This is a genomic window from Variovorax sp. TLI9-5A, from assembly GCF_056867935.1.
Genome location: NZ_CP200310.1, coordinates 3,352,460 through 3,369,624, shown reverse-complemented (window position 1 = coordinate 3,369,624; position 17,165 = coordinate 3,352,460). Strand labels below are relative to the sequence as shown.

The window sequence follows — 17,165 nt, the reverse complement described above, 5'->3', positions numbered from 1 at the left end:
GGGAGCCGCCATTCTCGCGAATCAGGCGCCCGCCCTGCCCCGGCGCCATTGCATCGTCGCGCCGAACGCGAGGAGCAGCGCGGCGCCCAGCGCCATCCAGAGCCGGAGAACGGTGGCTTCGCCGGCCTTGGGCGGCGGTGCATCCGCTGGCGTCGGCTCCAGCTTCAGCCCGGTGACGGGCTGCGGGCCTTCCGGCGCGGGAGCGGGTTCAGGGGCCGCTGCCGGCGCGGGCGCCTGCACGACCACGGGCGTGACTGCAGGACTCGACTTGGGCAAAGCCGGAGCCGGCGACAACTCCGCCTGCACGAAGCGCTGCACGCCCGCATTGCGCTCGCGCAGCCCCGTCGCCCGCACAGCTTCCGCATAGTCCTTCGCCAGCTCGCGCCGCGTGGCTGCATCAGGCTTCCAGTAGTTCAGCCTCACCGCGTCGAGCATCCGCTCCAGCGTCTGAGCGAAGGCCGCGCGGTTGTCGCCTTCCAGCCATTCGCGTGTGCCCAGCCTGTACTTGTCGCGCACGTACACGTCGTGCAGCGACTGCCACTGGTCCTGCCGCACCGCCTGCGGGGCTGTGACCTGCCAGCCCCAGAGGAACTGCGCGGTCTTCAGCACCTGCAGCGTGCCGCTGTAGCCCTCGGCCTTCTGGGCCTCGATCCACTGCGGATGCAGGTAGCGCGTCTGCATCTCGCGCGCGATGGCGCCGGCCGCGGTGTCGGTGCGCACCTCGGTGCCGTCGCGCAGGTTCTGAACGTACAGCGCCGGGTCCTTGCCGGTGAGATGCCGCACCGCCTGCGCGATGCCGCCCAGGTACTGGAACGGGTCGTCGTTGGTGAGCACGCCGTAGAGGTTGGAGCTGCGCGCCATCAGCGCCGCATCGACCTGAACGAGGTTGCCCGCATAGGCGCCCGGCCGCGCGGCACCGTCGAGGCCCTTGCCGTAGGCGTGGCCCATGCGGTCCATGTAAAGCTGCGCCATCTGCGCGTCGCCGCCGCCGCGCTGCTGGCTCCTCCATACGTCGCTCGCGAGCGCGGCTTCCTCGAGCCCCGCGCCGTAGCGGCCCTGCTCGTTCGAGAACACACGGGCCGTCGACCAGCGCTGCGCCTCGTCCGTGGTCGCCCCTTCCGAGCGAAGCCTGCGCGCCATGGCCTCGCTGTTGCGCGCCACGGCATTGCCGGGCTCGCGCAGGGCCGCCACCTGCTGCACCGCCTCGTCGAGCCAACGCATCACGGCCGGAAACTGGTCGCGGTAGGAGCCGGTGACGCTGACCAGCACGTCGATGCGAGGCCGCTTCAGCTGCGACGCGGGAATGATCTCGATGCCCGCCATGCGCCCACCCTCGTCCCAGCGCGGCTTCACGCCCATGGCGTAGAAGGCCTGGCTCTCCAGCACACCCTGGTGGCGCGAGGCCTCGCCGGCCCAGAGGGTGAAGGCGATCTTCTCGGGTGCCTTGCCGGCATGGGTCTTCGCGTGCTGCACGATCCAGGCGTCCATCGCGGCGACACCCGTTTCCCAGGCCGTGCGGGTGGGCACGCGGCTCGGGTCGAAGCCGTAGAGGTTGCGCCCGGTCGGCAGGCTGTCGGGGTTGCGCACCGGGTCGCCGCCGTAGCTGGACTTGAGGTAGCGGCCGTCGAGCGCCGTCAGCAGCCCTTCGATTTCCTCGTTGTGCGCGAGCACATCTTCGAGCTCGCGGGCGCGCGCGGCCAGCTCCAGCAGCTTCTGCCGGTCGGCCGCTGTCTTGCCCATGGCGCTCGCGGCCTGCGCGTCGGCGAGCGCCTGTTCCACCCAGCGCGCGGGGCGCGAGCCGGCGACGTTCTTCGCGTCGATCAGGAAAGCCTCGTCGACGTCCTCGCCCAGCGCCTCGACCAAGGGCTTGCCAAGGATCTGCAGGATGGTCATGCGCCTGCGCTGCGCGTCGGGCGCCCGCCCGAAGGTCGCGAGGCCCAGCGGCTGCGCGGTCTGCGCGAGCTCGTCGAGGTACGGATGCAGCACCGCGATGAAGCCCGCGAAGTCGGCGCGGATGCGCGCGGGCGTCCAGCCCAGGTCGCGGTCATAGCGCTGTTCGGCGAACTCGGCCGTGAGCCGTTTTTCCAGGGCCGTCTTCACGGGGCCGGGCGAGAGCGTCTCCCACTCGTGCATGCGCTCGTGCATCTCCTGCACGCCAGGGCGGAAACCCGCCGGCGCGAACATGGGTGTCGAGTGGCTCACCATGGTCGCGCGGCCGCGCCGCTTGGCGGTGGTGGCTTCGCCGAGGTTGTCCATGATGTACGGGTACACGTTGGGCAGGTCGCCCAGCGCGAGCAGCGGGTCATCCTGCACCGAAAGCCCGCGCTCCTTGCCCGCCGACCACTCGACCGTGCCGTGCGTGCCCACGTGCACCACGGCACTGGCACCGAAGCGGGTGCGGAGCCAGAGATACGTTGCCAGGTAGCCGTGGCTCAGAGGAACGGCCGAGCGGTGATAGACCTGCTCGGCCTTGCCCGCCACCTGCGTGCCGGGCTCGAAGCGGGGCGGCTGGCGCAGCACGACGACGTTGCCGAAGCGCACGCGCGGAATCACGAAGGCCGGCCCGCCCGCCACGGCACGCAGCATGGTCGACTTCTCGGGCGGGCCCCAGTAGCTCTCGATGCGGCGCTGCGTTTCCTGCGGCAGCGCGCGGAACCACGCGAGGTAGTCCGGCAGCGGCATCGTGTCGGCAAGGCCCTTGTCGAGCAGCGGCTGCAGCTCGTCGCCCTGGCCCGTCGGGTAGTAGGCCCGCATCGTCGCCTGCACCTGCGCGACGAGCGCGTCGGCGCCCGGCAGCTCGGCGACGTAGCCGGCCGACTTCATGGCAGCCAGCATGTTGTTGACACTGCGCGGCACGTTCAGGAACGAAGCGCCGAAGTTGGCCTCGCCCGGCGGGTAGTTGTAGACCAGCATCGCCACGCGCCGCTCGGCCGGCGGCGTGCGCTGCAGCCGCAGCAGCGCTGCCGCCTTGGCGGCCACGGCCTCGATCTGCCCGGGCAGCGGCTGAAGCACGCCGGTTGCCGCGTCGCGAGCACTGACGAGCATCGGGTCGGTCATGCCGGCCAGCTCGCTCGGGCTGTAGTAGGCAGCGATGTCGGTCTGCGCAAGGCCGTCCCTGCTCCGTTCCCATTGCGCAGCGTCCATCGCCAGCGAGGGCAGCGTCTGCAGCACCGGAACGCCGATGCGCTCCAGCTCAGCCTTGCGCTCGTTGGGGCTGAAGACCAGCGAGGCATTGACGATGGCGTCTGCCGCGCGCTGCGCGCCGTCGTGCGTCATGCGGAAGAACAGGTCCTTCTGCTGGCGCGGGCCGTAGAAGGCGTAGGCGCGCAGGCCTCGGGCTTCCAGCGATGCGATGAGCGCATCGAGCCAGCCGGTGTCGTCGCCCGTCACCGTGGCACTGTTGATGGCGATGGCGACGGTGCCCCTTCCCGGCAGGCGCTGGATGGCGGCGATGTCCGTTTCGACGCGCGACCAGCCCGGGTGGTAGATGCCGGCGAGCGGAAGGGGCACGGGATCGGGCAGCCCGTCCAGCCTGCCGGGCTGCCGGAGCGCCTTCATCGCAGCGCCCAGGTTGGCCGCGCCAGCAAAGCGCCAGAACTCGCGCAGCCGCTGCGCCCAGGCGGCATCGATGCCGCGCCCGGCCGCAAGCGGTGCGGCGGCAGTCGTCTGGCCCTTCGCCACCAGCGCGAACTCGCCGACCAGCACATAGGGCACCGCGCTGCGCGAGATCGTGTCGCCGAAACGCGCAGCCGCCGCCTGCGCCACGCTGACGTGCGGCGCGTCGATCACGAGCAGGCTTGCCCCGTCGATCGCGGTGGCCAGCGCCTCGGGCGAGTCCTGCGAAGCCGACAGCACCTGCAGCGGCACTCCCGCCTCGCGCGCCACCGCCTGCAGCCGCACCACGCGCGCCGGCGACACCAGCGAGGTGCTCAGCACAACGACGCGATTCGCCTCTTGCGACTGTGCATGCGCCGGAAGGAGGAACCCCGCCCCGGCAAGAAAGAGCCAGGCGAAAACAAGAAGCCGCGTCACTTCCCGCCCGAACCAGCCAGCTCCGCATCCGCCGGCACGTAGACCATCGTCCCGTCCTTCAGCCGCCAGGCGGTACCGGCCTTTTCGCCATCGCCCTGCCCTGTCGCGCCGCTGGCCTTGAAGCGCGTGATCTTGCGGCCCTCGCGCGTCACGATCTCCATGTCCGGCTGGCCTTCGTTGCGGATGATCGTCACCTTGTCCTGCGCGAAGGGGTTCATCGGGTTGTTGATGACCGCGATCATCAGCATGCCGATCACCACCATGAACACGTCGATCAGGTTGATGGTGGAGAGCACAGGATCGTCGTCGTCGCTGTCCAGGCTGCTGAGGATGGAAAACTGGCGCCGGCTCATGAGAGGCGGTCCCGCGCATCGAGCACCGTCACCAGCTCGCGCATCAGCCAGCGGCGGCGCACGGTGTAGACCACGAAGGTGATCGAAGCCGAGGCCAGCGCCACGATCACGCTCGCGAAGGCCGGCGCCAGGCTCTGCGCCACGCCCTGCGATTCGCCCGAGGCCACGGCCACCAGCGCGGGGCCCATCGGGATCATGGTAGCGATCAGCCCCAGCATCGGCGCCACGCGGCTGCACAGGCGCACGCCTTCGAGCTGCTTGAGCACCACCAGCTCCATCTGCTCCTGGCTGGCCTGCGCATGCGGCTGCAGCACCAGCGCGCGTACGGGATCTCGGCGGCGCTGCAGGTACTCGACGCCGAACGCGCCCAGGCAGTACACGGCATAGACGAAGGACAGCAGCACGCCCAGCGTCACCGGCCAGAGGAAGAGGCGCGCAAGCTCGAAGAGAACGGAGTCGAAGGCCAGCATCAGGGGCGCTCCACGGCGGTTGGTTGGTCGAAGAGGTCCGAAGGCCGGCCCCAGCCTTCGTCGAACACCAGCGAGGCCAGCGGCTCGCGCTTCGCCCAACGCTCGCGCTGCAGCATCGGCTCTTCGTAGAAGGCATTCACGGGGCCGAGGCACAGCAAGGCGATGGGCTCGGCTCCCTCAGGCAGACCCAGCAGCGCGGCCACCTCGGGCGGATCGAAGAGCGACACCCAGCCCATGCCCAACCCCTCGGCGCGCGCCGCGAGCCAGAGGTTCTGGATGGCGCAGGAGGCCGAGGCCAGGTCCATCTGCGGCAGCGTGCGGCGGCCGAACACGTGCGTCTCGCGGCCGTCGGCCAGCGTCACCGCCAGCAGCTCGGCCGCATCGAGCAGGCCCTGCACCTTCAGGCGCATGAACTCGTCCTCGCGCTCGCCGAGGGCGCGGGCGGTCAGCACGCGCTCCTGCTCGACCACGCGATGCAGCTGCTGCCGCAGCGCCTCGCCGCGGATGCGGATGAAGCGCCAGGGCTGCATGAAGCCCACGCTGGGCGCGTGATGCGCCGCGTCCAGCAGCCGCCGCAGCACCTCGGGCGCGACCTCGCCACCCGCGAAGTGGCGCATGTCGCGCCGCTCGTGGATGGCCCGGTACACCGCCCTCGCCTCGTCGGCCGCGAAAGCCTGCTGCGCCATCGCCATGGGCTTCAGTCCTCGATGCCGCGCTGCGCGGGAATGCCGGCCTTGAAGGCGTGCTTGACCAGCGTCATCTCGGTCACCGTGTCGGCCAGCTCGATGATCTCCGGCGGGCAGCGCCGGCCGGTCAGCGCCACGTGCACGTGCCTGGGCCGCGCGCGCAGGGTTTCGAGCACGCCTTCGAGCGGCAGCCAGCCGTAGATCAGCGGATAGGTGATCTCGTCGAGCACCACCAGGAAGAACTCGCCCGACAGGATCGCCGCCTTGGCTTTTTCCCAGCCGTCGCGCGCGAGCTGTCCCGAGCGCTCCAGGTCCTGGCTCTTCCAGCTGAAGCCGTCGCCCAGCCCTTCGATGGGAATGCCGATCTGCTCGAACATGCGGTGCTCGCCGAAGCGCGCGGTCGGCACCTTCATGAACTGGTAGATCTTCACGGCCTTGCCCCGGCCGTGCGCACGCAGCGCGAGGCCGAAGGCGGCCGTGCTCTTGCCCTTGCCGTCGCCGGTGTTGACGACGACGATGCCGCGGCGTTCGCCCTCCGGCTTCTCGTAGGGCTTTTCGCTGGGGGGAGTTTCGATCTGCATGGTGAGGTTGTTTCCGTATTTCCTGGCGTGTGGCTACTTCGGCAGCGCAATCCACTGGTCCGCCACGCGATGCACGCGGATGCGGTGGTCGAACACCTGCTCCAGCGCCGCATGGGTGGCCGGGTCGTCGCAGGCGCCGTGGTGCACGACGCGGCCCTGGTTCATCACCACCAGCTCGTCGGCGGCCAGGGCCATCGGCAGTTCGTGCAGCACGCTGACCACGGTGCGGCCTTCGGCGACGAGCGCGCGGACGATCTGCATCCAGTCGGACTGGTGGGGCGGGTCGAGGTTGGCCAGCGGCTCGTCCATCAGCAGCGCCTCGGCCTCGACGGCGAGCGCGCGCGCCAGCAGCACGCGCTGGCGTTCGCCTCCGGAGAGCTGTCCCAGCGGGCGGTCGCGCCAGTCCCAGGCCTGGGTGCTGCGCAGCGCGCGCTCCACGGCCTCGCGGTCGGCCTCGCCGGGCGTGGCCAGCCAGCGCTGGTGCGGCAGGCGGCCGAGCATGGCGACGTCGTAGACCATCAGGTCGTCGGCGCTGCCCTCGCCCGTGCCGCTCTGGCCCAGCCACGAAAGGCGCTGCGCACGGACGCGCGCCGGCACCTTGCCCAGCGCCTCGCCGAAGAGCCGCACCTCGCCGCGATGCGCGAGCAGCCCCGCCAGCGCCTTCAGCAACGTCGACTTGCCCGCGCCGTTCGGGCCGACGATGCTGGTCCAGCGCGCGGCCGGCAACTTCAGGTCGATGCCGTGCAGCACCTCGGTGGAACCGAGCGTGGCGCTCAGCTGGCGCGCCTCGAGCGCGGCGGGAGTGTCGTTTCGGCTCATGCCACGCCGCTCCGCGCGCTGCGCCGGTGCATCAGCCACAGCAGGTAGCTGCCGCCCAGCACGGCCGTGAGCACGCCCACGGGCAGTTCCTGCGGTGCGATCAGCCAGCGCGCCAGCAGGTCGGCCGCCATCAGCAGCAACCCGCCCATCAGTGCCGACAGCACGATCAGCCGCGCATGCGTGGTCTTGACCGCCGAGCGCACGAGATGCGGCGCCGCGAGGCCGACGAAGGCGATCAGCCCGGTCTGCGCCACGGCGGCGCCGGTGGCCAGCGCCAGCACCACCACCAGCGCCGCGCGCATCGCGCCCAGCGGCAGGCCGAGGCTGCGCGCGGTGGCCTCGCCGAGCGCGAGCCCGTCGAGCACCGGCGCCAGCGCCCAGCCCGCGAGCAGGCAGGCCGCGCCGACCACGGCCATCACCGCGCAGGCGCTCCAGCCGACGAGGCCGGTGCTGCCGAGAATGAAGCCCTGGATGGCCTGGAGGATGTCGGCCGAGGCGATGGTGATGAGGTCCTTGGCCGCACCCAGCACCACGCCGACGATCACGCCGGCCAGCAGCAGCCGCAGCGTCTGCTGCACGCCGCGCGCCAGCATCAGCGTGAGCATCACCGCCAGCACCGCGCCCAGGAAGGCGGCCCCGGTGAGCCCGAGCCGCATCACCCACTGCGTGCTCGCGGCCGAGCCGCCGAACATCAGCAGCGCCACAGCCACGCCGAGCGAGGCGCCCGAGGCGCTGCCCAGCAGATACGGATCGGCCAGCGGATTGCGAAAAAGCCCCTGCGCCACCGCGCCGGCCAGCCCCAGCAGAGCGCCCGCCAGCCAGGCGCCGAGCGTGCGCGGCAGGCGGATGTCCCACACGATCTGCAGCGCCACCGGGTCGTGGCGCGCGGCGAACAGGCTCTCGAAGCCGGTGCTGCCGATGCCCAGGCCCAGCAGCATCAGCGCCGCGCCCAGCACCAGCAGGCCGGCGCCGAGCAGCAGGACGCGGCGCAGATGGGCGGTGTGCCTGACGGCCGCCGCATTCATCGCTTGCCGCCCTTGTCGGCGATGCACTGCGCCATCAGCCGCGCAGCCTCGTCCATGCGCGGGCCGGGGCGCACGAGCACGTCGGACTGCTCGGCGCTGAAGCGGCAGATGCGGCCCTCGCGCACCGCGCGGATGCCGGCCCAGCCGGGCCGCTGCTCCAGCCCTTGGGCGCTGCGCACGCTGACCATGATGAGGTCGGGGTTCGCGCGCACCACGAACTCGGGGTTGAGCTTGGGGAACGGGCCAAGCGATGCCGGCACGATGTTCTTCATGCCGAGCCGCGAAAGCGTCTCGCCGATGAAGGACGACTCGCCCGCCGCGTACGGTGCGCTGTTGACTTCGAAATACACGCGCATGCCCTTCGCCCCTGCAGGCACCGACTGCGCGGCGGCCGACACGCTGGCATCGATCACGCGCCAGACTTTTGGCGCCTCGTGCGTGCCCAGCACCTGGTCGAGCTTGTCGAGCACGCGGCGCACGTCGGCGTGGCTCTTGGGTTCGAGCACCAGCACCCTCATGCCCAGCGCCTCCAGCCGCTGCGTGACGCGCGAGGACTTGGCCAGCAGCACCGCGTCGGGCTTGAGCGCGACGATGGCTTCCACGTTCGGATCGATCCCGCCGCCGAGCTGCGGCAGCGTCTTCACCCGCTCGGGCGAATTGGAGTACCGGTCCACGCCCACCAGCCGGTCGCAGGCGCCGAGCGCGCAGACCGACTCGGTGAGCGAAGGCAGCAGCGAGACGATGCGCTGCGGCGGCTGCGGCAGGCTCACGGAAACGCCGCGCTCGTCGACCACGTCGAGTGCGTGCGCGGCCAGGGCGAAAAAGGCCAGGCCGAAAGCCGCCAGCGTGATGCGGATCATCTTCATGCGACAGGCGCCTTCAGGTTCAGCGGCAGCCCGGCCGCCATCAGCGTGACGCGGCCGCAGGCGGCGGCCACGTCCTGGTTGAGGCGGCCCAGCGCGTCGACGAAGGCGCGCGTCTCGCGGCCCATCGGGATCACGCCAAGGCCGATCTCGTTGCCGACCAGCAACACCGGCCCTGGCGCATCGCGCAGCGCGACCAGCAACATCGCGATGTGCGTCGCCGGGGTGCGCGTCACGGGGCGGGCGTCTTCGGAGGACATCGGCATCAGCAGGTTGGTGAGCCACATCGTGAGGCAGTCGACCACCACCAGCGTCTCGGGCGTGCTCTGGGTGACGATGGCGCGCGCGAGCTCGATGGGCTCCTCGATGGTGCGCATGCCGGGCACGCGCTCGGCGCGGTCGGCCTGGTGGCGCACGATGCGCTCCTGCATCTCGTCGTCGTAGGCCTGCGCGGTGGCGATCAGCACGGCGCGGCGCGCGCGCGCGCCGGCCGCAAGCCAGTCGATGGCGCGCTGCTCGGCGCGGCGCGACTTGCCGCTCTTCTGGCCGCCCAGGATGAATTCGTGCACCACGGTTTCAGGCTTGGTCGAATGCGGCATGGCTCTCCAACTCGATGGGCATGGCGCCGAAAAGACGGGCCGTGGCTTGCGGACTGGACGCGAACCACGCATGGAAGTAGCTCGCGCGCACCGGACCGTGCACATACAGCGCCTCGCCGGCCCGCGCACCGACGGCCTGCGTAGCGCCGGGCCGGGCCGTATGCGCGACCGGCTCCAGCGGTGTCTCGCAGCTCGAATAGTGGAAGGTGTGCCCGCGCAGCACATGGCTGCCGAGGGAAAGCTGTTGCGGACCGAGTCCGGCGAGCCGCTTCTGCATGGTCACGCGGCCCGGCAGCAGGCCCCAGAGTCGTTGGACCTGTGCGCCCTCCTGCTGGGCCAACTCGTCGAAGAGCGCCATCATGCCGCCGCACTCGGCCCAGACCGGCTTGCCCGCAGCGACGTGCGCGGCGAGCGATTCGCGTATCGGCGTGCAAGCCGACAGCGCCTGCGCATGCAGCTCCGGGTAGCCGCCGGGCAGCCAGACGGCGTCGCAGGCCGGCAAGGCGTCGCCCGCGAGCGGCGAGAAGAAGCTCAGCTTCGCGCCCAGCGCCGTGAGCACGTCGAGGTTCGCCGGGTAGATGAACGAGAAGGCGGCGTCGCGCGCGATGGCGATGGTTCGGCCGGCCAGCAGCGGCGGCACGGCTTGCGCCTCGTCGGATGCGGAGGCCTCGAAGCGCACCTGCGGCAGTTTGTCGACTGGCATGCGGCCCAGCGGTGTGTCGGCCAGTACGTCGGCGGCCGCGTCCAGCCGCGCCAGCGCGTCGCCGAGTTCGGTTGCGGCCACGAGGCCCAGGTGCCGCTCGGGCAGCGAGAAACGGGCATCGCGCGGCAAGGCGCCGAGCCATTGCGAAGGGTCGCGCAGCGCGTCCTTCAGCATCTGGCCGTGCCTTTCGCTGGCCACGCGGTTCGCCAGCACACCAGCCCATGGCAGGCCGTCGCGGAAGTTCTGCAGCCCGTAAGCCAGCGCGCCGAAGGTGCCGGCCATGGCATGCGCGTCGATCACCGCCAGCACCGGCAGCCCGAAGCGCTGCGCGAGGTCGGCGGCGCTGGGCGTACCGTCGAAGAGGCCCATCACGCCTTCGATGACCAGCAGGTCGCTGTCGGCGGCTGCCGTATGCAGGCGCGCGCGGCAGTCGGCCTCGCCGGTCATCCAGAGGTCCAGTGAATGCACCGGCGCGCCGGTGGCCAGCGCCAGCCAGTGCGGATCGAGGAAGTCGGGGCCGCACTTGAAGGCGCGCACGCGCCGGCCCCGGCGCGCATGCAGCCGGGCGAGCGCGGCCGCGACCGTGGTCTTGCCCTGCCCCGAGGCCGGGGCGGCCACCAGCACAGCGGCGCAGGAGGCCGCCGCGGCACCGGCGGTGCCGCCCGGCTGGTATGGCTGGCTGTTTAGTGAGGCGTCCACTTGAGACCGACGTAGGCGGTACGGCCGGCATTGGCGTACAGCCGCGCGAACTGGTAGTCCTTGTTGCCCACATTGTCGACGCGCGCGACGAGGTTGATGTCGCGCGTGATTTGCGTGGTGGCCGACAGGTTCAGCACGGTGTAGCCGCCGAGCTTCACGCTGTTGGCGGCGTCGTCGTAGCGGCGGCTGGAGGTCTGCACCTCGGCGCCCAGCGTCCAGCCCGCGATGCGCCAGTCGGCGCCCAGGGTGGCGTGGCGCTGCGCGCGGCGCGCGAGCAGGTTGTGGGTGGCGAGGTCGCGCGGGTCCTGGAAGTCGAAGGAGCCGCGCAGCGTGACGTCACCGATGCGGTGGCTGCCCGAGAGCGTGACGCCCTGGTAGCGCGCGCGGGCGGTGCTGGCGTAGCAGCCGAAGGACGACGCGCAGCCCTTGGCCGAGCCGTCGAACACGATCAGGTTCTGCACGCGGTTGGCATACGCCACGATGCCCATCTGCGTCGCGCCCTCGGTGTACTGCAGGCCCAGCTCGAGGTTTCGGCTCGACTCGGGCTTGAGCGTGGCCAGGCCGTATTCGCTGAAGCGCTGGTACAGCGTGGGCACGCGGAAGGCGGTGCCGGCCGAGGCCGTGAAGCGCAGCGACGGCGTGATGGCGTAGCCGTAGGCAGCGCTGCCTGTGGTCTTGCCGCCGAACTCGCTGTCCTTGTCGTGGCGCACGTGCAGCTGCAGCGAGTGCGGGCCCTTCACGAAGCCGTAGCCGAGCGAAATCGCGTCCTGCGAGCGGTCGCGCGAGAGCAGCTTGGAGGTGGTGGTGGGCGCGTTCTCCAGGGCGTCCTCGCGGCGCTCCAGCGTGGCGGTGACGAGGTGCGGTCCGAAGCGGAATTCGTTCTGGAACAGGTAGCCGCGCAGGCGGGTCTCGGTGCGGTAGAACGAAGGCTGCGTCTTGTAGACCGACTGCGAATCGGTCACCTGCACGCGGGTGCTGTAGACGTCGTTCCACTTGGCCGACCAGGTCAGGCCGGCGGTCTGCAGCGTGTTGTTCGAGATGTCGTTGGCGAACAGGATCGGCAGCCTGGTCTTGTACGACACGGTGGCGTCGTAGCCGGCCTTGATGTCGCTGGAAAGCAGCGTGGCCTCGATGCGCTGGTCGGGCGTGATCTGGTAGCCCAGCTTCACGTTGCCCGAAGTGCTGTTGTAGCCGTCGCGGTCGGGGTTGGTGAAACCGTCCTTGACCACATTGCGCTTCGACACCGGCTGCACGTTGTAGCCCTTGCTCTCTTCATGCGCCACGCCGAAGGAGTAGTCGAAGAGGCCCGACTGGCCGCTCACGCCGCCCTCGATCCTGCGCAGCCCCTTGCTGCCGAAGCCGATGCCGGCGTAGGGCGACACGCCCTCCTCGCCGCGCTTGGTGAAGAGCTGGATCACGCCGCCCACGGCGTCGGAGCCGTACACCGCCGCGGCCGGACCGCGAAGCACCTCGATGCGGTCGATCTGCGAGAGCGGGATGCCTTCCCAGCCCGCGCCGCCGGTGGATTGCGAGTCGATGCGCACGCCGTCGAGGTACACGGCAGTGAAGCGCGTCTCGGCGCCGCGGATGTACAGGCTGGTGGTGTTGCCCACGCCGCCCGAGCGAGAAATCTCGATGCCTGGCAGGCGGGCGAGCAGGTCGGCCACGCCGGTCGCGCCGCTGCGCTCGATGGTGTTGCTGTCGACGACGGAGACGTCTCCCACGAGCTCCGAGAGCGCCTGCGGCGTGCGGTTGGCCGTGACGACCGTCTCGCGCAGGGTGGTCGCCTCCTGCGCATGGGCCAGGCTGCCGAAGGCGGAAACCAGCGCCAGCGGCAGGCAGGCGTGGCGGAAACGGCGCGCGGGAGCACAGCCGCGGAAAGAGCAAACGTGGGAAATCATGAATCAAGCGAACGAACGTCAATACCCCTGGCCGGCCTCCCCGCCGGCGCCTGGGCGCAATGGCCGCGCATGCGTTCGTCATTCATCTTCGACGCATGCGGCAGCCGCCTTGTTGGCCGGTATCCGGGCTGGCAGAACGACTCCTTGCCGCCTTCCCAGACGCCTGTTTCAGGGCATCCAGTGGCTTCGATGGAAAGGGGTTGGCACCTTGCGGCACCGTCTGCTTGACCGTTGCGGGGGCAGCGCAGGCGGCTTCGGCCTTGGTCCGATGCGATCCCATACGATCGACCGGGAGGCTTCCACTCCTGCTTCCCGTTGAACTGCGCCGTGCGAACCACGGCGCGAGCACCAACGGGGCGATTTTATGCGCTGCCCGGCAGGGCTTAAGTCGAAAGTTGCGCCCCCGCTAACATCGACAGCCATGATGCGGCCCGCCTCGATCTTCCTGAATCTGCGTTCGGCGCTGCAGCGACTTTTCGGTGTCTCGGGCTGGCAGTCGATGCTGCTGTGGTCCATCGTGGCCGGGCTGCTGGGCACGCTGGCGACCGAACTGTTCCGCGCCGCGCTTCTCGCCTTCGAGCACCTGGTGCTCGGTCCCGGCGAAGGGCTGGTGGCGATGGCGAAGCATCTGCCTTGGTGGGCGCGCATCGCATGCCCCACGCTGGGCGGTTTGGTGGCGGGGCTGCTGCTGGTGCTGGCCAGGCGCGTGGCGCAGCGCAGCGCCACGTCGGACTACATGGAAGCCATCGTGCTCGGCGACGGACGCATCCCGGTGGCGCAGACGCTGGCGCGCAGCGCGTCGTCGCTGGTGAGTATCGGCACCGGCGGTTCCATCGGGCGCGAGGGCTCGATGGTGCAGCTGGCGGCGCTGGCGTCCTCGCTGCTGGGGCGGGTGTTCCGCTTTCCGGCCGAGCGGCTGCGGCTCCTGGTGGCCTGCGGCGCGGCGGCCGGCCTCACCGCCGCCTACAACGCTCCCATCGCCGGCGCCTTCTTCGTCGCGGAGATCGTGCTGGGCTCCATCGCGATGGAGAGCGTGGGGCCGATCATCATCGCCTCGGTGGTCGCCAACGTCGCGATGCGCGCGCTGCCGGGCTACCAGCCGCCTTACAGGATGCCGCCGTTCCCGGAGATCCACGGCACCGAGGTCGTGCTGTTCTGCGTGCTCGGCGTGCTGCTGGGTTTCGCGGCGGTGGGCTTCCTGCGCGCGCTGCAGGGCAGCCGGGCGCTGTTCTCGCGGCTGCCGCTGGCGCTGCCCTGGCGGCTTGCGCTGGGCGGGCTGGTCATGGGCGCGGTGTCGGTGCCGATGCCGGAGGTCTGGGGCAACGGCTACAGCGTGGTCAATTCGGTGCTGCACACGCCGTGGGCGTGGACGCTGATCGCGATGGTGCTGCTCGCCAAGGCGGTGGCGACGATGGCAACCGCAGGTTCGGGCGCGGTGGGCGGGGTGTTCACGCCCGCGCTCTTCTTCGGCTGCATGATCGGCGCCCTCTTCGGCCAAGGCGTGCAGGCACTGTGGCCGGCAGCGAGCTCGGCGCCTTTTGCCTACGCGATCGTCGGCATGGGAGCGTTCCTCGCGGGGGCCACGCAAGCGCCGCTGATGGCGATATTGATGATCTTCGAGATGACGCTGAGCTACCAGGTCATGCTGCCGCTGATGGCCGCGAGCGTCATCGCGTACTTCGTGGCGCGCTCGGCCAACGCGGGCTCGATGTACGAGATCACGCTGCACCGCAATGCCCAGCGCGACGACCAGATGCGCCTGCGCGGGCTGCACATGCGCGACCTGGTGCAGCCGGCCGAAACCGTGGTCGGCCCGCAGGCGGACCGCGAGGCGATGAGCAAGCTCTTTCTGCAGTACCCCGTGAAGTACCTGTACGTGGTGGACGCGGGCAACCGCTACCTGGGCGTGGTGCCCCTCTCCTCGCTCGGTACCGCGCCGCAGGAGACGACGGCCGGCGCCCTGCTCTCGCAGGCGATCCTGCCGATCACCGCCGACACCGGGCTGGGCGAGGCGCTGCAGCGCTTTCTCGACCACCTCGGCGAGCGGCTGCCGCTGATCGAGAGCGCCGCCAACCCGGTGCTGCTGGGCGTGGTCGCCAAGAGCGCGCTGCTGGCCACCTACGTGCGGCTGAGCGAGGGCTGAGCGCCCGACGAAGGGTTTGATCGGCGGGCGGCAAAGCCGCAGAATCCCGGGCATGCCGGGCGCCGCGTCCGGCCTCGGCGGGACCGCCTCCCCGGGAAACTACAATCGCCAACCATGCCCGCCTCCAGCCCCATCGACCAGATCGCCGAGCGCGTCGAACGACTGCTCGTGCGTCACGAAGAGGTGCAGCGCACCAACGCGCTGCTGCAGGAACAGGTCGATGCGCTCACGCGCGAACGCGACGCTCTGAAGTCGCGGCTCGTCGCGGCCCGCACGCGCCTCGACGCCCTGCTCGAACGGTTGCCGGCTGAACCACCTTCCGAAGATTCCCCCGCATGAAGCAGATTGAAGTACAGATCATGGGACAGAGCTATCTGCTCGGCTGTCCCGATGGCGGCGAGGCGCAGCTGCGCGAAGCCGTCGAACGCGTGGATACCGCCATGTGCAAGATCCGCGACGCGGGAAAAGTCAAGGCCCGCGACCGCATCGCGGTGCTGGCGTCGCTGAACCTGGCGTTCGACCTCGCCGCGCAGCAGGCCGCCGCCACCGCGGCGCCCGCGCCTGCCGTTGCCGCAGATACCACAGACACCGACCCGAAGGCCGCCCAACTCATTCAAAGACTCGATCAGGCCCTGGCGGGCGATGGACATTTGCTCTGAACGGGTTCCCCGGCTGCGGGGCGGAGCGTAAAATCCGATTCGTCTGCGGTGCGCGTTGGGCTTTATATGTCCTTGTTCCAATGCTCTACGGAGCCGGGCTTGGTAAATCGCTCGACGGGTGTGATCATCTCGCGTCAGATGAACCCGAAGTCCTGCTGCCCTCGCCCACCTGAACCCCGGTTCAGGATGCGAGTCCGGCGCCCACTTGCAGACACCTATTTCCGCCACGGCCCCCTGCACACACTGCTCGGGGCCGTTGCTTTTTGCGATACAGAATTTCCGTGAACGTCTCCAGCCTGCTCGACCCCATCCTCATCGCCGAACTCGCCGCCCTCGGGCTCGGCACCGGTTTTCTCGCAGGCCTGCTGGGCATCGGCGGCGGCATGCTGATGGTGCCGTTCATCACGATCATCATGGGCCACCGCGGCGCGCCGGCCGATCTTTCGGTGAAGATGGCCATCGCGACCTCGATGGCGACCATCATCTTCACCTCTGTGTCGAGCGTGCGCGCGCACCACAAGCGCGGCGCCGTGCGCTGGGACATCGTGCGGCGGCTCGCGCCCGGCATCGTCATCGGCAGCCTGGTGGGCAGCCTGGGCGTGTTCTCGCTGCTCAAGGGCACGGCGCTGGCGATCTTCTTCGCGCTCTTCGTGGGCTTCTCGGCCACGCAGATGTTCCTCGACAAGAAGCCCGCGCCCACGCGGCAGATGCCGGGCACCGGCGGCCAGCTCGCGGCGGGCGGCGCCATCGGCTTCATCTCGGGCCTGGTGGGTGCCGGCGGCGGCTTCATCAGCGTGCCGTTCATGACGTGGTGCAACATCTCCATCCACAACGCGGTGGCCACCAGCGCGGCGCTGGGTTTTCCTATCGCGGTGGCGAACGTGCTGGGCTATGCGGTGAGCGGGCAGTCGGTGCAGGGCCTGCCGGCAGGTTCCTTCGGCTACATCTGGCTGCCTGCGCTGGCGGTGATCGCCCTGTGCAGCGTGCTGACCGCGCCGCTGGGCGCGAAGGCGGCGCACAGCCTGCCCGTGAAGAAGCTCAAGCGCGTGTTCGCGAGCATCCTCTACATGCTGGCGGCCTACATGCTCTGGAAGGGCTTGCACGGCTGATTCGCGGCTGATCTTCCGGAGGCGCATAGCCCTTCGGCCTTCGGTGCGACTCGTTGCCGCCTGCGCGGCACGCGCCGTATAACGGGGCCATGAAAATCCTCATCGCAGTCGACGGGAGCGCCTACACGCAGAAGGCGCTGGCTTATCTTGTTGCCAACCGCGCCATGTTCGTGGACGGCCACGAACTGGTCATCGTGCACGTGTGCACCGGCATCTCGGGCCACGTCACGCGCCACCTCAGCAAGGAGATCGTCTCCGATTACTACGCCGAGGAAAGCGCCAAGGTGATCGAGCCGGTGAAGGCGCAGCTCGCTGCGCAGGGCATCACGAACTACACGGTCGATGCGCGCCACGGCCACATCGCGGAGGAAATCCTCAAGTCGGCCGCGGCTGCGCAGGCGGGGCTGATCGTGCTGGGCACGCACGGCCACGGCATCCTGGGCCGCGCGCTGATGGGCTCCGTCGCCACCAAGGTGATCGCCGAGACGAACACCACGGTGCTGCTGGTGCAGTAAGCCAGCCT

At 70.2% G+C, this 17,165-nt stretch carries 16 protein-coding genes and 1 riboswitch; of the genes, 5 read left to right on the top strand and 11 right to left on the bottom strand.

The genetic code is table 11. The annotated features are described in order from the left end of the window. Positions 1-21: 21 nt before the first annotated feature. From cobN to AC1VNX_RS15895, 11 genes are read right to left on the bottom strand one after another with little or no spacing between them, the layout of a single operon-like run. The gene (gene cobN, locus AC1VNX_RS15945) at positions 22-4,032 is read right to left on the bottom strand and encodes a cobaltochelatase subunit CobN (RefSeq protein WP_483157568.1); all 4,011 of its coding nucleotides are present in this window, start codon (positions 4,030-4,032) and stop codon (positions 22-24) included. Then, on the bottom strand, positions 4,029-4,385 hold the full coding sequence (locus AC1VNX_RS15940; RefSeq protein WP_483157567.1) for a DUF2149 domain-containing protein: 357 nt from the start codon (positions 4,383-4,385) through the stop codon (positions 4,029-4,031). The genes cobN and AC1VNX_RS15940 overlap by 4 nt, the downstream gene beginning before the upstream one ends. Beyond that, a complete protein-coding gene (locus AC1VNX_RS15935) occupies positions 4,382-4,855 on the bottom strand; it encodes a MotA/TolQ/ExbB proton channel family protein (protein ID WP_483157566.1) in 474 nt (157 codons plus the stop codon). The genes AC1VNX_RS15940 and AC1VNX_RS15935 overlap by 4 nt, the downstream gene beginning before the upstream one ends. Beyond that, positions 4,855-5,547 (bottom strand): 5,6-dimethylbenzimidazole synthase, encoded by a 693-nt coding sequence (gene bluB / locus AC1VNX_RS15930; RefSeq protein WP_483157565.1) that lies wholly within the window; start codon positions 5,545-5,547, stop codon positions 4,855-4,857. Before bluB ends, AC1VNX_RS15935 begins: the two co-directional genes overlap by 1 nt. Before the next feature lie 5 nt (positions 5,548-5,552). Then, on the bottom strand, positions 5,553-6,122 hold the full coding sequence (gene cobO, locus AC1VNX_RS15925; RefSeq protein ID WP_483157564.1) for a cob(I)yrinic acid a,c-diamide adenosyltransferase: 570 nt from the start codon (positions 6,120-6,122) through the stop codon (positions 5,553-5,555). Between the two features lie 33 nt (positions 6,123-6,155). Continuing rightward, positions 6,156-6,941 carry an ABC transporter ATP-binding protein gene (locus AC1VNX_RS15920; protein WP_483157563.1) on the bottom strand — a complete coding sequence of 262 codons (786 nt, stop codon included), beginning with the start codon at positions 6,939-6,941 and terminating at the stop codon, positions 6,156-6,158. Further along, on the bottom strand, positions 6,938-7,966 hold the full coding sequence (locus tag AC1VNX_RS15915) for a FecCD family ABC transporter permease (protein WP_483157562.1): 1,029 nt from the start codon (positions 7,964-7,966) through the stop codon (positions 6,938-6,940). Before AC1VNX_RS15915 ends, AC1VNX_RS15920 begins: the two co-directional genes overlap by 4 nt. After that, positions 7,963-8,832, bottom strand: a complete 870-nt coding sequence (locus AC1VNX_RS15910) for an ABC transporter substrate-binding protein (protein WP_483157561.1) — start codon at positions 8,830-8,832, stop codon at positions 7,963-7,965. The genes AC1VNX_RS15915 and AC1VNX_RS15910 overlap by 4 nt, the downstream gene beginning before the upstream one ends. Beyond that, the gene (locus AC1VNX_RS15905) at positions 8,829-9,428 is read right to left on the bottom strand and encodes a bifunctional adenosylcobinamide kinase/adenosylcobinamide-phosphate guanylyltransferase (RefSeq protein WP_483157560.1); all 600 of its coding nucleotides are present in this window, start codon (positions 9,426-9,428) and stop codon (positions 8,829-8,831) included. Before AC1VNX_RS15905 ends, AC1VNX_RS15910 begins: the two co-directional genes overlap by 4 nt. Next, positions 9,406-10,830 carry a cobyrinic acid a,c-diamide synthase CobB gene (locus AC1VNX_RS15900; protein WP_483157559.1) on the bottom strand — a complete coding sequence of 475 codons (1,425 nt, stop codon included), beginning with the start codon at positions 10,828-10,830 and terminating at the stop codon, positions 9,406-9,408. Before AC1VNX_RS15900 ends, AC1VNX_RS15905 begins: the two co-directional genes overlap by 23 nt. Beyond that, a complete protein-coding gene (locus tag AC1VNX_RS15895; protein WP_483157558.1) occupies positions 10,815-12,731 on the bottom strand; it encodes a TonB-dependent receptor domain-containing protein in 1,917 nt (638 codons plus the stop codon). The genes AC1VNX_RS15900 and AC1VNX_RS15895 overlap by 16 nt, the downstream gene beginning before the upstream one ends. Positions 12,732-12,828: 97 nt before the next feature. Beyond that, a riboswitch (cobalamin riboswitch) is annotated at positions 12,829-13,099 on the bottom strand. 53 nt (positions 13,100-13,152) lie between these two features. Here AC1VNX_RS15895 and AC1VNX_RS15890 point away from each other — a divergent pair. From AC1VNX_RS15890 to AC1VNX_RS15870, 5 genes are all read left to right on the top strand, one after another. Continuing rightward, on the top strand, positions 13,153-14,874 hold the full coding sequence (locus tag AC1VNX_RS15890) for a ClcB-like voltage-gated chloride channel protein (RefSeq protein WP_483157557.1): 1,722 nt from the start codon (positions 13,153-13,155) through the stop codon (positions 14,872-14,874). 114 nt (positions 14,875-14,988) lie between these two features. Next, the gene (locus tag AC1VNX_RS15885; RefSeq protein WP_019652365.1) at positions 14,989-15,213 is read left to right on the top strand and encodes a hypothetical protein; all 225 of its coding nucleotides are present in this window, start codon (positions 14,989-14,991) and stop codon (positions 15,211-15,213) included. After that, a complete protein-coding gene (locus AC1VNX_RS15880) occupies positions 15,210-15,533 on the top strand; it encodes a cell division protein ZapA (protein WP_483157556.1) in 324 nt (107 codons plus the stop codon). Before AC1VNX_RS15885 ends, AC1VNX_RS15880 begins: the two co-directional genes overlap by 4 nt. 281 nt (positions 15,534-15,814) lie before the next feature. Beyond that, the gene (locus AC1VNX_RS15875) at positions 15,815-16,642 is read left to right on the top strand and encodes a sulfite exporter TauE/SafE family protein (protein WP_483157555.1); all 828 of its coding nucleotides are present in this window, start codon (positions 15,815-15,817) and stop codon (positions 16,640-16,642) included. Positions 16,643-16,731: 89 nt separating this feature from the next. After that, complete coding sequence (locus AC1VNX_RS15870; RefSeq protein ID WP_483157554.1) at positions 16,732-17,157, top strand: universal stress protein; 426 nt, start codon at positions 16,732-16,734, stop codon at positions 17,155-17,157. The last annotated feature ends 8 nt before the right edge of the window (positions 17,158-17,165 follow it).

What these genes read in the sequence shown, in the direction of transcription:
- AC1VNX_RS15885 (WP_019652365.1), top strand. Translation starts at nt 14,989, where the DNA reads ATGCCCGCCTCCAGCCCCATCGACCAGATCGCCGAGCGCGTCGAACGA.
- AC1VNX_RS15905 (WP_483157560.1), bottom strand. Translation starts at nt 9,428, where the DNA reads ATGCCGCATTCGACCAAGCCTGAAACCGTGGTGCACGAATTCATCCTG.
- AC1VNX_RS15890 (WP_483157557.1), top strand. Translation starts at nt 13,153, where the DNA reads ATGATGCGGCCCGCCTCGATCTTCCTGAATCTGCGTTCGGCGCTGCAG.
- AC1VNX_RS15915 (WP_483157562.1), bottom strand. Translation starts at nt 7,966, where the DNA reads ATGAATGCGGCGGCCGTCAGGCACACCGCCCATCTGCGCCGCGTCCTG.
- AC1VNX_RS15880 (WP_483157556.1), top strand. Translation starts at nt 15,210, where the DNA reads ATGAAGCAGATTGAAGTACAGATCATGGGACAGAGCTATCTGCTCGGC.
- AC1VNX_RS15870 (WP_483157554.1), top strand. Translation starts at nt 16,732, where the DNA reads ATGAAAATCCTCATCGCAGTCGACGGGAGCGCCTACACGCAGAAGGCG.
- bluB (WP_483157565.1), bottom strand. Translation starts at nt 5,547, where the DNA reads ATGGCGATGGCGCAGCAGGCTTTCGCGGCCGACGAGGCGAGGGCGGTG.
- AC1VNX_RS15895 (WP_483157558.1), bottom strand. Translation starts at nt 12,731, where the DNA reads ATGATTTCCCACGTTTGCTCTTTCCGCGGCTGTGCTCCCGCGCGCCGT.
- AC1VNX_RS15910 (WP_483157561.1), bottom strand. Translation starts at nt 8,832, where the DNA reads ATGAAGATGATCCGCATCACGCTGGCGGCTTTCGGCCTGGCCTTTTTC.
- AC1VNX_RS15940 (WP_483157567.1), bottom strand. Translation starts at nt 4,385, where the DNA reads ATGAGCCGGCGCCAGTTTTCCATCCTCAGCAGCCTGGACAGCGACGAC.
- cobO (WP_483157564.1), bottom strand. Translation starts at nt 6,122, where the DNA reads ATGCAGATCGAAACTCCCCCCAGCGAAAAGCCCTACGAGAAGCCGGAG.
- AC1VNX_RS15920 (WP_483157563.1), bottom strand. Translation starts at nt 6,941, where the DNA reads ATGAGCCGAAACGACACTCCCGCCGCGCTCGAGGCGCGCCAGCTGAGC.
- AC1VNX_RS15935 (WP_483157566.1), bottom strand. Translation starts at nt 4,855, where the DNA reads ATGCTGGCCTTCGACTCCGTTCTCTTCGAGCTTGCGCGCCTCTTCCTC.